The organism is Halorientalis salina, assembly GCF_005049285.1.
Classification (GTDB): domain Archaea; phylum Halobacteriota; class Halobacteria; order Halobacteriales; family Haloarculaceae; genus Halorientalis; species Halorientalis salina.
The window spans coordinates 1-15,089 of sequence record NZ_SOSC01000001.1 but is presented as its reverse complement, the minus strand read 5'-3'; the positions used below and the strand labels follow the sequence as shown (position 1 = coordinate 15,089).

Here is a 15,089-nt window from a genome sequence, read left to right as displayed (position 1 = left end):
TGGCGGCATCGCCGCCGGGTGGTACTACGTGACGACGAATCAAATAACCCGTCACCAATTCCCGCTTGGTAGGAATTATACGGCGGCTGCGGCTTTCTCTTCGCCGAGACTCGGCGGAGGGATCGTCGACAGCACTGACGCCGAACAGCGACACCACCGTGGACGAATGGAGCTGTGAGCGCGCTTCCAAAAGACAGACTGATGATAGGTGGTCGCGGGAGTAGCTACGCGGTTTCGACTGGAAGCTACTGGCTGGTTTCCCGATAGTTCCCGGACAGGAACAACCAGCCGACGCAACCACAGACTGACCCGAGGATTCCGGCAACCAGATCCGCGCGCTCGGGGACCCGACCAGGGACGAATTGCTGGAGGAATCCGAGTCCCAGACCGAGCGCCGTCGAACCGCTGACTGCAACCGCTGTCGCGCCGATACGGTCGATCCCGTCAGCGGCAAGCGCGTCAGTGAGCGTCACAGCCAAACTGGCGTGGCCCAGAAAATGGAGTGCCTTGTCAGGCCCGACGCGACTGAACTCCGGATGACGGCCAAGTGGTGACGGCAGCACTGATCCGAGTACTAGTACCAACGTCACCAGTCCGACGGTCGTCCACCGTGACTCGGGCGGACAAAGGGAGGATGCCATAGCACACATCCGGCTGCCGAGCACTTGACATTTCGTCCCTGTCCGGGAGCCGATACTTCTGACGGACGGTGCATCGTGACGCTCTGTTTTATCACTGCTATTTTCCAGTGGCCCAACCCCACGGCTGTAGCCGTGTGGAGAACTGTCAGTCGCTGACCGCGTCAGTGTCACCCCTCACTGCGGGTGTCTGTACCGACTGTCCCGCTACCCAGTCGCGAGCGGTCACAGTCCAACCGTTGCCACCGCCGCCGGACTGCCGTGAGATCGGCCTGGGTGTTTACGTTCGTCAGCGACCGCGAGAGCGGCACTGACGCCGGAGTTGTCTCGACGGGCACCGGATATACGTCGAGATCGTCGACAAAGGCACGCATCGATCCCACTGATGACTCACAGCCCGTGATCGCGTCCGTTCGATAAATCGCGTGGACTGGCTGGCCCTTTCCCTCGCTATCGACCGGGAGAACAGCATCGGCGGTCGACGACTGGCGAGCGAGCCAGCGGAGCACTCCCCCGACGAGCAGCGGCATGTCACACCCGACGACGGCGAGTCGGTCCGTCTGAGCCGTGCGAGCGGCCGCAACGAGTCCGGCGAGTGGTCCAGTCAAATCCGGGGCATCGCGAACGTACTCCACGGGCTGGTCGATGGCTGCGTCGAGCCTCGCTTGCTGGCGCTCGGACTGGACCGCGATGAGCGACGGCGCGTCACCAACTGATCGGACTGCCGCTGTGACACGACTTACTACAGACCGACCGTGGGCCTGTGCCAGGGCTTTGTTCGGTTCCCCGAACCGGCGGCTGTGTCCCCCGGCGAGCACGACCGCGCGCAGGTCCGTGGGCGTCTCGTCGCTGTGCATACCAGTCATCCTCAGTCGCTGTCAGCGGCCGTCTGCTGTCTGTGGTGACGGCGCAGAACACCGACTTTGTTAGCCACGTTCGCCGCCAGGTCCTGAAAGGCGCCAGCCGCCTCACCGGTATCGCCCTGGACGATCGGCTCACCGCCGTCGGCACCGGCCCGGATCGACGGATCGAGCGGAAGCGAACCGAGGAACGGGACATCGACCGCGTCGGCAAGCAACTGGCCGCCCTCGTCGCCGAAGATGTCGTGTTCGCCCCCGCAGTCCGGACAGACGAACCCGCTCATGTTCTCGACGACACCCAGTACGTTCGTCTGGTACTCCGCGAACATCTCCACGCCACGGCGTGTGTCGTCGACAGCGACCGACTGGGGTGTCGTGACGACGACCGTGCCTGTGATGGGCAGTTGTTGCAGGACAGTCAACTGCACGTCGCCGGTGCCAGGCGGCAGGTCGATAATCAGGTAGTCGAGGTGCCCCCAGGAGACGTCGGTAAAGAGGTCGCTGAGCGTGTTCTGTGCGACCGGGCCGCGCCAGACGACCGGATCGTCGTCCTCGATCATCAGTCCGACACTCATGAACTCCAGCCCGTGGGCAGTCGGCGGTTCGATGCGATCTTTCCCGTCGACGGTCGTCACTTCAGGGTCGTCGTCGACGCCGAGCATCCGCGGCACGTTGGGGCCGTACACGTCAGCATCGAACAGACCCACATCGGCACCGCGATCGGCAAGCCCGGCGGCGAGGTTGACGGCGACGGTGCTCTTGCCGACGCCGCCTTTGCCCGACGCGACGGCAATCACGTTTCGGACGCCGGGCAACACGGACGCTTCGGCCTCCTCGAACAACGGGACGCTGGCAGAGAGTTCCGCGTCGAGTCCAGTCTCGTCGACGACCTCGCGGATGCGATCCGCGATGTCGGACTCGTCCGGCGCGTAGGGCGCACCGAGCGCGAGTTCCACGTGTGCGGTCCCGCCCTCGATAGAGAGGTCCCTGACGAGACCGGCGGCGACGATATCTAGTTCGAGCGCCGGGTCCGCGACGGCGCGCAGGCGATCACGCAGGTCAGCTTCGGAAATTTCGTTGGATGACATTGGAATCAGTAGCTCTTCAGGGTGATTTGTCGGGGGTCGTACCGTCTGCCTGCACGCCGTCACGGGCGTCCCAGGCGGTGAACGTCCGGGCGATCCGCGCGAGTGCCGCGAAGACGCCTTCGACAGTGTCCTCGGCGGCGACGGCCGCCTCGAACTGGTCGAGCCAGCCCAGGTGCGAGAGCGTCAGCGCCTGCAACTCGCGGACGCTGGTAAGCGCCTCGGCGTCCGGGTCGGCTTCTTCCAGTATCGCTGCCTCATGCTCACAGAGCGCGGCCATGAACTCGAACACCGCAGCCAGGTGGTCGGGGATGTCGTCACCCCGCTCCGGTTCGAAGCTGGCAGCGTCGTACAGGTGCGCGATGTCGGCCGCTGGATCGCCGAGCAGTTCGCCTGCCTCGCCGGCCGAGTGGTACGGCGAGTCGGACTCGAACTCCTCGCTCGGATCGATCGCATGGGCCGAGGCAAACGGCGGCACGTAATGGGAACCGGGAACGACGAACAGATTGTCGTATCCGATCCCAAGCGCCCGCTCATCCGTCTCGGCCGTCTCCAGATCACCAGTCTCGATACTGATCGGCAACACCTCGGCGAGACTGACGAACACCGCATCGTCGAGCGCCGACACGAGCCGCCCCATCTCGCCGTCGAAGGTCGCTGCCAGCAGGTCGTACACGCGGCTTCGCGCCCGGGCCATCGTGACTGGGTCCGGGTCGTCCCGGGCGGCTGTCGTCGGCGTTCCGTGCTCTTCGTCGGTTTCTGCCACGGGAATCACCGCCGCTCCACGTCGACGAAGGCGTCGTACTGTGCGTTGCTCCCACCGACGAGGTCCGAGAGCCCGGTGTCGCCGAGTTCCCCGTCCAGCGGCTGGATGTGGTTGATCGCGAAGCCAGCGTCACGGCCTTTCGCCAGTCCCGCCTCATCCGCCATCGGCTCGTCGAACTGGTAGGGGGTGTGGCCATCCGCTTCGACCGGACCGCGGGTTTGGCCGTCGACAGTCTCGGACTCCGCACCGTCGCCAGTGCGACCCCATCCCCACATCGCGCCGACGACGCCGGGACGGATGCCGCTCGTGACCATCGCGATTCCATCGACAGTCCGTCGACCGGCGTCGATGGCGATCTCGTCGCCGTTCTCGATACCGCGCTCTTCCGCGTCCTGTGGGTTCATCCACAAGGGGTTCTCCGGGCGGGTTTCACGCAGCCACGGGCTGTTCTGCGTGCGGTGCATCCCCTGGGTACGAGGCTTCCAGTTGATGAGCCGCAGCGGCCTGTCGCGGTTTTCCTCCCCGCTCACGGCTGCCTGGACGGTCCCATCGTAGTGTTCGACGTCGTCGACACGCGGGAGCGGGTCGAATCGTTCGCCGGTGTAGGAGTGTTTTCCGTTGGGCACAACTTCGCTGTAGAAGTCCACGCGCGAGCCGAGCTTGTAGCGCATATGGTCCCCGTCGTAGGCGTTCGTGTCGTCACGTCGGCCAGCGAAGTCGTACTCGTGGCCCTTTTCCTCGAAGTCGCTCGCGTAATCGTCGACCGGTTCCTCGAACCGGCCGCCGCGATTCAATACTGTGACGACCTTCGGCCACTCCTCGTCCGTAACCGCCGCCTGCCAGCGGTCGAGGTCGAACTGCTCGCCCAGTCCCTTCTCGTGGCTCTCCTTGAACACCTGCAACTCGTCCTGGCTGGCGTCCGGAACGGGGTCGCGGTCGTAGGCGATGTTCGCCGCCAACTTCAGGTAGAAGTCCTCGGCCTGGTCGAGCGGGAACAGGTCGCCGTCGGCGTCGGGGATCGACTCGTCGCCCACGCCGGGCAGGTCCAGCCGTTTCCACATGTCGATGAGCACGTTCTCGAACGGCCGAGCGTTGGGGACGACCGAGACCGCTGGCTGGCTGATCTTTTCGTCGGCCAACCGCTTGTTCGGGTACGTCCCGAAGTTCTCCCACCGTTCGAGGTAGGTCGGCTCCGGCAGGATGTAATCGGCATGCTTGCTCGTCTCGCCGATGACGGTGTCGGAGGCAACGACCAGCGGAATGGTGTCGGTGTCCTGCAGGATGGCCGGGATCTGGTCGCCGCCAGCGACCCCCATTACGTGGTTGTTCGAGTACGGGCGGATGAACAGCGCCTCGACGCCGTAGGGGTACTCGTCGGCAGCGCTGCCGTAGATCTCCTGGGCGGCCTGCGGCGGCGCGACGGGGAACCACGGCCGCTTGGCCGGGTAGCCGTCATCGCGCTCGAACAGCGAGGTGTCCTCGTAGTTGATGCCACCGCGCAGTAGTGGAATCCCCCACGGGGAGTGCCCGTCCGGGACCTGTCCGAGTTCGTACCGGCCGGACATGGTGTTATACCCCGCGTAGGGCGTTATCTGCCCGCCTTTCCAGTCGTAGTTGCCGATCAGGTGCTGGAGCGTGGCGATGGCCCGCGTGTTGTAGAAGCCGTTGGTGTGTTTCGCCGGGCCGCGGTACGCCATGATCGCCGCCTGCTTGCCGTGGCTGGTGAACTCGTCCGCGACATTCGCGATCTGCTCCACAGGGATGCCAGCCATGTCAGCGTACTCGTCCAGCGTGTATTCGTACACGCGGTCGCGGTACTGGCTCCACGCGCTCTCGACGCGCCGCCCATTGACAGTGATTTCCACGTCGAGGACGGCGGTGTCGACGTCACTGGCGGGTCGCGGCTCGCCCGATTCGGCGTCGACCACCACGAAGTCGTCGGCGTTGTCGGCGTTCGATGGGACGAGGTCGAGGTCCGCTGCTCTGGCTTTCGGGCCGGTCTCCTCGTCGACGAGGACGAGATGGGACGCATCGCTCCAGGTCGGCTCGTCGTCGGCACTCGCGGACGACTCCGACGGGTTCTGGAGGTACTCGATATCGTGGCGATCGTGTTCGATGATCCAGCGAGCCATTCCCAGCGCGAGCGCACCGTCCGCGCCGGGTTCGACCGGGACCCACGTGTCAGCCTTCTCGGCGGTCTTCGAGAGCCGCGGGTCGACCACATCCATGCGCATCCCGTCCTCGATGGCATTGGTCAGCTTCGGGGCGAGCCACGTCGGCCCTTTGTTGGCGACCATCGGATTGGTCCCCCACACGATGAGATACTCACAGTTCTCTATATCGGGGTACTGGCGCTTCTTCTTGCCGTCGTGTGACCGAACGTTCCCCATGACGCTTGAGAACCCACAGGTGCCAGCGTGGTGGATGCTGTTTATCGAGCCGAGTCCCTGGTGCCAGAGACGGGTCCGGATGAAGTTGCGCCGGAACCCGCCCACGTCGACGATCTGGTTGGCTTTGGGTCCCAGGTCGGGGTGATCAGTGTCGATAAGGCTGTCTTCCCACTTCTCGTCGAACGTCGACTTGTCCATCTCACCGCTCTGGACGGCGTCCCAGTCGGCCATTACTTCGTCCTGGGGCGCGTGCGCCCACAGCTCCCGAATTCCGGGATGGCCGAGTTCGTCGTCACCCTCGACGATTTCCTCGATGGCCTGCTCCCAGGAGATGGTGCGCCACTCGCCGGAGCCGCGAGAGCCGACCCGCTTCATCGGTTTGCGGACACGGTAGCTGTCGAAGGCCGTCTGGATGCCCGCCTGTCCCTTCAGGCAGATGCGCCCGCCGGACAGCGACCAGCGGTCGGCGTCGACGTCGCCGCTGCCGTCGACGTCGCCCATCGCGACGTCTTCGGGGTCGCTCTCGTAGGGGACCTGTGCGAACGGTTGGGTGTTCAGAAACGAGTACGGGTTGCCCGCGAGTTTGCGGACGAGCGAACTGTACTCACCGGTGCCACTGCCGTCGTCGAGTCGCACCTTGATGGGACAGAACGTGTTGCACTGCCCGCAGGTGGTGTGGATCACGTCACTGGCACCGTACTCCCCGTAGTCGTCGCCGACGTAGTGTTGGTTCGCGTCCGTCCACAGCCCATCCAGGTCCATGTTGACCGCGGCGCTACTGGCACCTGCGACGGCACCGATGCTCCCGACTGCCTTGACGAAGTCGCGGCGCGAAACCGACGCACCGTCTTCGCTGTTGTCGTCAGTACTCATTCGTGGTCACCTCCGGAAAGCGGCGTCAATGGTAGCGTTTCCGCACCGAGCGTGTACAGCAGTAATCCGACTGCGACGATGCCGATACTCGTCCCCCACTCGACCAGCGACGGGAAGTACGACCCGTGGGGAAGGCCCTCCATAACCGGGAGAATCTGGGCGGGGACGACGATATTGAATCGGACAGCGATGATGCCGATGACGACGCTCAGCCCCGCGGGCACCATTACCCACGGACTCCGTCGCCAGGACCGCTTGGTGAGCAACACCAATGGGAACACCCAACTGAACCCGACCATGAACCACCAGAACGACCACGACATCTCGCCGAACAGCACAACCTGCCAGGTTTCGACTTCGTGCGGGTGCAGACTGGCGAACGCGATCAGCGCCTCGATGGCCGTAAGCGCCGCATCGATGACGATGAAGCCGATCAGTAGTTGCGCAAGTCGGTCCAGCAAGTCCCGGTCGACGCTATTGCCGTCGAACAGACGCGTCCGGAGCACGTACAGCACCATCACTAGCGCCGTCCCGCTCAGCAGCGCCGAGATGATGAAGATAACCGGGAACAGGCCGCTGTTCCAGTACGGACGGGCTTTCGAGACTGCGAACAGCACGCCCGTCCCACCGTGCACCATGAAGATCGCCAGCGGGATTCCGAGAATACCGGCTCGCTTGAGCCAGCGCTGGTCGAACGCCTGGGAGGCCTCGCTCGTATCGAGTCGGCCAAGCGCCAGCAGTTTGTACAGACTGCCACGAAACCCGTCCAGGCGGTCGGCGAGACGCGCCAGGTCGATACGCATCGAGAAGTACAGTTCCGTGACGAGGATGGCGATGTAGGCCACGTACGCGTGGACTTCCCAGGAGAGTGCGGACGTCAGCTGTCGCCACACAAAGGGGAAGTACATCCGGTCCATGCGACCGAGGTCGACCCAGACGAACAGCAGGGCGACGGCCATGCTAATGATGGCCGCGAACAGTGCATCGCGGTCGATTCGATGCATCCCCTCCATCTCGAAGACGTTCGCCATCGTGCTCACGAGGAACGCCCCCGCGGACAGGCCCACGAAGTAGATGTAGAAGGCGACCCACGCGCCCCACGGCACGATGCTCGTGAGGTTGGTACTCGCCATCCCCTGGGTGATGCGGAGCCACATCGCGTAGCCACCGCCCACGAGGAGCGCGCCGATGAAGGCGTACCAGGCAAGTCGTAAGCGCCCGTTCTCGAAGCCCGGATCGAACTCGAACAGTGAGGAGTTAGTTGCCATTGTCCTATTTGAGGTAGTACACGTTGGGGTCCGTCCCCTCGCTCTCTTTGAGCTGGAACGCCCGCGAGGAGTCGGCCATCTTCGACACCTCGCTATCGGAGTCGTCGAGATCGCCCATGTTACGGGCGTCCCCGACGCAGGTTTCGACGCAGGCCGGTTCCTCGCCGCGTTCCAGGCGATGCGTACAGAAACTACACTTGCGCACGTTCCCGACCGGAGATTTCCCGTCTTCTCGCTTGCCGCGGTCGACACCGTACTCCGGACTGGTCACCTCGCCCGCCTCCTCGACCTCGTCGTCGTAGTTCTCGCCGAAGTCGAAGTAGCGTGCGCCGTACGGGCAGGCGATGATACAGTATCGACAGCCGATACAGCGGTCGTAGTCGATGTTGACGACGCCGTTGTCGAGCTTGTACGTCGCTGACACCGGACACACCTGCACACAGGGCGGGTTCTCACACTGCATGCACGGGCGCGGTACGTTCGTGCGCGTGACGTTCGGGAACTCGCCGTGTTCCTCCTCCATCACGACGTTGTAGGACACGCCCGGTGGCGTTCGGTTCTCCGCCTTGCAGGCGACTGTACAGGAGTCACAACCGACGCACTTCTGCAGGTCGATGACCATCCCCCAGGTTTTGTCGCTGCTCGTGTCGTCGGTCGCTGACTCCGCTTCAGCCAGTTCCACCGCGACGGACTCCATCGACCCGACGGTGCAACTGAGGTCCTCGGCGACGTCCGCATCGATCGTCTGGTCACCGCTCTGTACCGATGGGTTCGGCGTCTTGCGATACGCTTCGCCAAACTCCGTGTTGGCAGCCTCGTCGTACTTGCTCCAGTAGTCCTCGCCCGAAAGCTCGCCGCGGGAAACGCGCTTTGCGTCCTCGGCCATCGCGATTCCGAGGTCCGTGTCCGCGTCAACGTCCGCCAGCTCATCGCGCGGGTCCACCTGTTCTTGATCGACCATCGCGTCGAGGTCGTCCGTGCCGACGTTCGGAACACCCGGAAGCGTCTCTCCGTCGTCTGTGCTACTCATCGTCACCACCCGTCGTTGGTTGGCCCACAACCGACCAGTCAGTGCTACTGTTCATACACGTAGATGTACGCAGACACCCGTGGAGAGCGTTGTACCAATACTGTTTGAGTCGATAATCGAGTGATTAGCTCCGTATAATCCCGGTACCAATACTGTTTGGTGGAGGGGGTGACGCCGAGTTTGGCGCGCACGCCGCCGCAGATCTGAATACTGATATTTATCCGAACGCACAGTCAACCCCTTGTTATGCGCTTTTCGAGTCAGGTCACAGAGATTACTGTCGGGAGACAGCCGCGTGGTCGGACAGCACCCCAGGCCGAGAGTACATGAACTGGATCATTCTGGTGTCGGTCGGGCTGCGACTGCTCGGTGTGGGCTACTCGCTGGTGTTGCTCTCTCGCACCCGCGACCGCCGATTCGGCTTCCTGACGCTTCTGCTCTCTTTCATGACACTGCGCCAGGGACTCACGATGCAAACTGCCAGTTCGGGGCTGGAAGAACTACCCGGCCTGATCGTGAGCGTATTCGCGATACTGACGGTGTACTACCTCTCGACGTACGTCGACGAGGAAGCGAATATCAAGACGCAACTCCAGAGGGCAAACGACCGTCTTCGAGGGTTCAGGAAGGCCATCGAACATGCTGGTCACGCCATCTTCCTCACCGATCCGGACGGCACTATCGAGTACGCGAATCCAGCCGTCGAGTCGGTCACGGGCTACGACCGCGAGGAGGTGATCGGGGAGAACCCGCGGCTGTGGCAATCCGGGAAACACGACGATGAGTTCTATAGGGACCTCTGGGAACAGATCAGTTCCGGCGCGGTCTGGGTCGGGGAGCTGACGAATCAGCGAAAGTCCGGCGAACGCTACTGGGTTGATACCACCATCGCCCCGATCACCGACGACGAGGGAGGGATCGAACGCTACGTCGCCGTCGAGCGCGATATCACCGACCGGAAACAACGCGAGGTCCGCATCGAAGACCAGAACGAGCGGCTAGAGCTGCTGAACAATACCAACGAGGTGCTCCGGGACATCAACCGGGAACTCGTGTCCGCATCCACACGAGACGAGATAGAACGAGCGGTCTGTGAGCAGTTCGCCAGCGAGGCCATCTTTGACGTGGCCTGGATCGGCAGTCGCGGCCTCGTCGACGATGCGGTCAGCCCCCGCTCGTGGGCCGGGACTGACGCTGCCACGCTCGACGAGCACATCGAGACGTTGTGTGCCACCACGCCGACGCCGGTCGACGAGGCACTGGACGGCCAGGACCCGGTCTTTACCACCATCAATACGTCGGGAGTCGACGGGTCCAGGGATGCGAACGTCGTCGTCGTGCCGCTTGCGTACCGCGGTGCCGAGTACGGCGTTCTCGTCGTCATGACCAGCGACACGGACGCGTTCGACCTCATCGAGCAGGAAATCTTCACGGAACTCGGCCGAACCGTCGCGGACGCGATCAGTGCGGTCGAGAGCAAGCAGACGCTCGCCTCCGATAGCGTGACCGAACTCGAATTCCAGTTGTCCGGCATCAGCGAGCCACTCGCCGACCTCGCGGCAGCGCTGGACTGTACGGTCGAGTTGGAACACATCGCTGCCGACGGCGACGGCAAACGCATCCAGTACGTCACTGTCGCGGAGAGCGACCCCGAAGCAGTCCGCGACTATGCGACCGAAGCCGCCCACATCGATACCGTCCAGCACGTCTGCAACCATGACGACTGTACCCTGTTTCGGTTCGTCGTCGATGATGATTCGATCGTCGCGACGCTGGCAGAGTACGGTGGCAGCATCGAATCGCTGTCCCTCTCCGGCGATAGCGGGCGGCTGGTCGCGCAGGTCGCCAGTTCGAACGACATCCGCACCGTCGTCGACACACTCGGGACGATTTACGAAGAGTTGGATCTGGTCGCCCAGCGCGAACGGGAGCGAGACGTCCAGACGGAGGCTGCATTCCGGGCGACACTGGACTCCTCACTGACTGATCGCCAGCGAGAGGCTGCACAGACTGCGTACTTTGCAGGCTTTTTCGATTGGCCACGCGAACACAGCGGCGAGGAAGTCGCAGCGATGATGGACATCTCACAGACGACGTTCACGCAACACCTGCGGGCTGCCGAGAAGAAACTCTTCGAGGCACTGTTCGGCGAGACAGTGACGAATCGACTGGAACTGGCCAAGTAAGCTCCCCAGGTCCACCATCGACAGCGAGGGAATCCCCGCCGTATACCCGTTCGCAAGCTCTGCGATACGCACACACCGGAACGCTCCGCGTTCTGGGACTGTCAGTAGAACTCTGTGGCTGCTACGCATTGTTCCGGCTGCTATATCGACTACTGGCCCTCGGAGGTGGACACCACGTCCCTCGGCAGGAGAGACGTTTCGAGACATGGACACTGGGTTTCAACTGCAAAATTGTGGAACTAGCGTGCATGTCCTCGGACGACCAACCTCGACTGCAGACGCCGCTGGAGATGGGCCTGGAGGCTCAGCAGACGACTCTCGAGGTCGGAACCGAAGCGATGCAGCGAGCAGCCATCGCGGATGACCGGTTGACAGATGCTCTGTCCGTCGGAGTTGGCGAGACGCCGAGCGAGGTTGTCTACACGGAGAACAAACTGGAACTCCACCGATACGAGCCAGTAACCGACAGGCAACACGACGTGCCGATTCTCATCGTGTATGCACTCATCAATCGACCGTATATTCTGGATCTCCAGCCGGACCGGTCGGTGGTACGTCGGTTACTCGAAGCCGGTCACGACGTGTATCTCGTCAAGTGGAACGAGCCATCGCGACTCGACCAGCACCTCACGCTCGACGATTACGTCAATCGCTATCTCCTGAACTGTGTCGACGAGGTCCGAGAGCGCACAGACCAGGACAGTCTCAACATCCTCGGCTACTGTATGGGTGGCACTTTGTCGGTCATGTACACCGCACTGCATCCCGAGACTGTCAACGCACTCGGACTCATGGCCACTGGACTGTACTTCGATGAGACTGGTGGCGTTCTCGAACGATGGGGCGACGCCGACTACTACGACCCGGCAGCCGTGACCGAGACGTTCGGGAACGTTCCCGGCGAATTCCTCGATGTGGGATTCGCGTTGATGGACCCCGTGGCGAATTACGTCTCGAAATACGTTCAGTTGTACGACCGGCTCGAAAACGCGGATTTCGTCCGGAATTTCGCACGGATGGAGACGTGGCTCTCCGACAGCGTCGACGTGGCTGGCGCTACCTACGTGGAATTCCTCGAAAAAAATCTATCAGGACAACCGACTCTGTGAGAACGACCTGACCATCGGTGAGGAACACGTTGATATCACGGCCATCGATATGCCAGTGCTGCAGATTCTCGCCCAGTACGACCATCTCGTCCCCCCTGCAGCGAGCAAACCGTTCAACGATCTCGTCGGGAGTGACGAGGTGACGACCATCGAGTACCCGACCGGGCACGTCGGACTCGCGATGTCGGCAAACGCGCATCGGGACGTGTGGCCGGAGGTCGCCCACTGGTTCCGTGAACAGATTCCACATCCCACACTGGCCGATGTCATCGGTGAAGGTGCCGAGCAGGCACTCGGCGTCGATATCGAGACAGATTTGACCACCGGAGAAGCGGACGAGATCGAGATTGGGATCGCCGACGAGAGCGGTGACATTGCCAGAGCACTCGTTGCGGATTCACCGGCGGCCATCGAGCAGTTCATCGAAGACGCGCTTGATGTAGAAATCAGCGTCGAGACGGCAGATACCGAGATTACTGTTACAGTTGATACGGATGGGCGTACTGAGGAGACTGTCCTCGAAAATGTTGGCGAGGCCATTAGATCCGAAGTCGTAGACGCCATCACGGGTGAGGCAATCGCGACAGCGTACGATCTCACCGATATCGACGGGGTCGGTCCAACGTATGCCGAGAAACTTCGCAACGCTGGTATCGATTCGCTAACGGCACTCGCCACCGCCGACCCGACGGCAGTCGCCGAGCAAATACAGGTCAGTGAGGAACTGGTGCGTGAGTGGACTGATGAAGCGCAGGCGTTGGAGGGTATCAATCGGTGAGTACGAACCGGTCATCGATACGCGCGGCATCGTCTCGATACTCACCATCGGCGTGACGAGTACCATCGTCGGCTTGCCGGTCTTCCGGGAAACAGTGGTTCCGACCCCCTGTTTTTAGCGACCGCAGGTGGATGGGTCTGTGCGGAACAGACAGTCAAAGCACCCGCTGCTACCCCCGAGTCACAGCCACAGCGGTGCTCGGGAAAACGCGTCAGCTCTCCGTAGACCACCCATGACTAACTCAGAGCCGTCCGTTAGATTCGACCGTTTGACAGACCTCGAAGCAGAGACACCGACGCTCATCGAAGGGCTCCCCGGGCACGGACTCGTCGCTTCGATTGCCGTCGAGCAGATACGCAAGCAACTACAACTCAGCCATCACGGCAGGCTCAGGTCAGAAGGACTCCCGTCGGTCGCCTCGTTCAGAGACGGGCATATTCAGGATACCTTCCGTGTGTATTCGGGCACTGATCCTGACCTGCTGACGCTCCAGAGTGACGTGCCGATCCCACCGACCGCCGCTCGACCACTTTCGCAGGTTGTGCTCGACGACCTGGCGGCGGAATTCGAGCGAGCCATCTTCCTCGCGGGGATGCCAGCCCAGTCAGAGTCCCAGATCGGCGAGGTCGTCGGCGTCGCCACTGATAACGAGATGGCAAAGCGGTTGACCGACGCGAATATCGAACTGGCGTCGGGCCAGGGTGCCATTGGTGGTATCACTGGGACGCTGATCAACGAGTGTTATCACAGCGGGGTGTCGGCAGCTGGCCTCGTCGTCCGGGCGAATCCGTACATTCCGGACCCCAGTGCCGCAAAAGCAGTCATCGAGAACGCCCTGGAACCGCTGGTCGACTTCGATATCGATACGAGCGAACTGGACGAACAGGCAGAAGAGATACGCGACCAGCTTCAGCAGGTCGCCCAGCAATATCGCCGCGTCGCTCAAGAGGAATCCGACACGGAGCAGGGGCCGACCGGCCCGAGTATGTTTCAGTAGGCACCGTCGACGACTCCTGGTAGCCACCGGGAAACACGTCGGCTGCTGGGAATGCTGCCGGAGCGTCCGTTAGTGCGCAGTCCATCTCCCATCGACGGAGAGATTCGCTCCAGGTATATGCGACGGGGCGTCGGCTGCCAGAAACACAGCCAGTGGGGCGTCCCTTTCCGCCCGTACTGGCCACTCAGGAAGAGACGACCATCGTTTCTCGGGTACTGTTGTCTTCGATCCGTCGCCCGACACCACCGAGATGGACGGTGTGGTCCCCGTGTTGACCGATAACGATAGTGTCAGCTTCGATTTCGTCAGCGTACTCGACGATATCATCTTCGGGGATCCCGTGGCAGACGGTCGTTGTGACATCCAGCCCTGTTGCTTCAGCCTCGTCGGCTACGGTTGCGACACATTCGTGCCCGCGGTCTTCGGCCTGGATACAGGCCAGTTCCCCGGAGCTAAGAGCTGTCTCATCGAACTCACGGCGGTCGACGACACAGAGGACATGTAATGGCACGTCGCGGTCGGCTGCGAGTTCGATGGCCTGTGCACCCGCCTTCTCTGCGTACTCACTCCCGTCGGTGGCAAGCACTATTCCAGCCATGTCTTGTCGTTCGATGGCACTGGCCTTATCATCATATGCTACTCCACCAGTCGACATATCTCCTGACCACTCACTGGACGACAGTGACGGGAATCTCTCCGCGTTCGACGACCCCCTTGGCGACACTGCCGAGAAACCGCTCGGCGTGTTCCAAGTGGCCGTGATGGCCGACGAAGAGCGTGTCCGCATCCGCTGAGCTCGCGTACTTGGTGAGTTGTTCGACCGGGTCGCCATAGCGGAGTTCAGCATAATACGAGGTGGAGCCTCCGACCTCAAGGAGCGAGTGTAGCGAGCGAGTAGGTCGGAGAGGAAACCGACAACCGACGACGAAACCGCACGACGGTAGCTACCCGACCCCCAAGGTTATAAAAACCATCAGATGATAATCTGAAATATGGAGGTGCGTCGAACTGCGCCGGTCAAACTCGTCGTTCCCGACGAGCGGCGCGACGACCTCCACGAATCTGCGCGACAGTTCCTCTACTGCGCGAATCGTGCTGCCGAGTTCTGT

Annotated in this window: 10 protein-coding genes and 3 pseudogenes; 4 read left to right on the top strand and 9 right to left on the bottom strand. The window is 62.3% G+C overall.

Annotated features, from left to right (window positions below):
- Positions 1–245: 245 nt before the first annotated feature.
- The 7 genes from E2481_RS18845 to E2481_RS00035 all read right to left on the bottom strand — a co-directional run bounded on the left by E2481_RS18845 (position 246) and on the right by E2481_RS00035 (position 8,910).
- A complete protein-coding gene (locus E2481_RS18845) occupies positions 246–641 on the bottom strand; it encodes a VanZ family protein (RefSeq protein ID WP_256867874.1) in 396 nt (131 codons plus the stop codon).
- 167 nt (positions 642–808) lie between these two features.
- Positions 809–1,495 (bottom strand): molybdenum cofactor guanylyltransferase, encoded by a 687-nt coding sequence (mobA, locus tag E2481_RS00060; RefSeq protein WP_169302337.1) that lies wholly within the window; start codon positions 1,493–1,495, stop codon positions 809–811.
- Between the two features lie 11 nt (positions 1,496–1,506).
- Positions 1,507–2,586: an Mrp/NBP35 family ATP-binding protein gene (locus E2481_RS00055; protein ID WP_284070453.1), complete on the bottom strand. Its 1,080-nt coding sequence runs from the start codon at positions 2,584–2,586 to the stop codon at positions 1,507–1,509.
- 16 nt (positions 2,587–2,602) lie between these two features.
- Positions 2,603–3,349 carry a TorD/DmsD family molecular chaperone gene (locus tag E2481_RS00050; RefSeq protein ID WP_250137688.1) on the bottom strand — a complete coding sequence of 249 codons (747 nt, stop codon included), beginning with the start codon at positions 3,347–3,349 and terminating at the stop codon, positions 2,603–2,605.
- 5 nt (positions 3,350–3,354) lie between these two features.
- On the bottom strand, positions 3,355–6,612 hold the full coding sequence (locus tag E2481_RS00045) for a molybdopterin-dependent oxidoreductase (protein ID WP_136715078.1): 3,258 nt from the start codon (positions 6,610–6,612) through the stop codon (positions 3,355–3,357).
- Complete coding sequence (gene nrfD / locus E2481_RS00040; RefSeq protein WP_136715077.1) at positions 6,609–7,880, bottom strand: NrfD/PsrC family molybdoenzyme membrane anchor subunit; 1,272 nt, start codon at positions 7,878–7,880, stop codon at positions 6,609–6,611. Before nrfD ends, E2481_RS00045 begins: the two co-directional genes overlap by 4 nt.
- 4 nt (positions 7,881–7,884) lie before the next feature.
- A complete protein-coding gene (locus tag E2481_RS00035; RefSeq protein WP_136715076.1) occupies positions 7,885–8,910 on the bottom strand; it encodes a 4Fe-4S dicluster domain-containing protein in 1,026 nt (341 codons plus the stop codon).
- A 326-nt stretch (positions 8,911–9,236) separates the two neighbouring features.
- Between E2481_RS00035 and E2481_RS00030 the strand changes: the two genes are divergently transcribed.
- The 3 genes and pseudogenes from E2481_RS00030 to E2481_RS00020 all read left to right on the top strand — a co-directional run bounded on the left by E2481_RS00030 (position 9,237) and on the right by E2481_RS00020 (position 13,980).
- A complete protein-coding gene (locus tag E2481_RS00030) occupies positions 9,237–11,096 on the top strand; it encodes a bacterio-opsin activator domain-containing protein (RefSeq protein ID WP_136715075.1) in 1,860 nt (619 codons plus the stop codon).
- Positions 11,097–11,344: 248 nt separating this feature from the next.
- Positions 11,345–12,983, top strand: a pseudogene (phaC, locus tag E2481_RS19165) (class III poly(R)-hydroxyalkanoic acid synthase subunit PhaC).
- A 232-nt stretch (positions 12,984–13,215) separates the two neighbouring features.
- Entirely contained in the window at positions 13,216–13,980 is a 765-nt protein-coding gene (locus E2481_RS00020) for a proteasome assembly chaperone family protein (protein ID WP_136715074.1), read from the top strand.
- A 184-nt stretch (positions 13,981–14,164) separates the two neighbouring features.
- Here the strand turns inward: E2481_RS00020 and E2481_RS00015 are convergent, their stop codons facing one another.
- Both E2481_RS00015 and E2481_RS19160 read right to left on the bottom strand, forming a co-directional pair.
- On the bottom strand, positions 14,165–14,635 hold the full coding sequence (locus tag E2481_RS00015) for a universal stress protein (protein WP_250137686.1): 471 nt from the start codon (positions 14,633–14,635) through the stop codon (positions 14,165–14,167).
- Positions 14,636–14,648: 13 nt separating this feature from the next.
- Positions 14,649–14,834: pseudogene (locus E2481_RS19160) on the bottom strand (universal stress protein); the annotation flags it as partial.
- 138 nt (positions 14,835–14,972) lie between these two features.
- Between E2481_RS19160 and E2481_RS19155 the strand changes: the two are divergent.
- A pseudogene (locus E2481_RS19155) lies at positions 14,973–15,089 on the top strand (RNA-guided endonuclease TnpB family protein); the annotation flags it as partial.

Coding starts and splice junctions, on each gene's coding strand:
- E2481_RS00055 (WP_284070453.1), bottom strand. CDS start 2,586: ATGTCATCCAACGAAATTTCCGAAGCTGACCTGCGTGATCGCCTGCGC.
- E2481_RS18845 (WP_256867874.1), bottom strand. CDS start 641: ATGGCATCCTCCCTTTGTCCGCCCGAGTCACGGTGGACGACCGTCGGA.
- mobA (WP_169302337.1), bottom strand. CDS start 1,495: ATGCACAGCGACGAGACGCCCACGGACCTGCGCGCGGTCGTGCTCGCC.
- E2481_RS00030 (WP_136715075.1), top strand. CDS start 9,237: ATGAACTGGATCATTCTGGTGTCGGTCGGGCTGCGACTGCTCGGTGTG.
- E2481_RS00020 (WP_136715074.1), top strand. CDS start 13,216: ATGACTAACTCAGAGCCGTCCGTTAGATTCGACCGTTTGACAGACCTC.
- E2481_RS00035 (WP_136715076.1), bottom strand. CDS start 8,910: ATGAGTAGCACAGACGACGGAGAGACGCTTCCGGGTGTTCCGAACGTC.
- E2481_RS00045 (WP_136715078.1), bottom strand. CDS start 6,612: ATGAGTACTGACGACAACAGCGAAGACGGTGCGTCGGTTTCGCGCCGC.
- E2481_RS00015 (WP_250137686.1), bottom strand. CDS start 14,635: ATGTCGACTGGTGGAGTAGCATATGATGATAAGGCCAGTGCCATCGAA.
- nrfD (WP_136715077.1), bottom strand. CDS start 7,880: ATGGCAACTAACTCCTCACTGTTCGAGTTCGATCCGGGCTTCGAGAAC.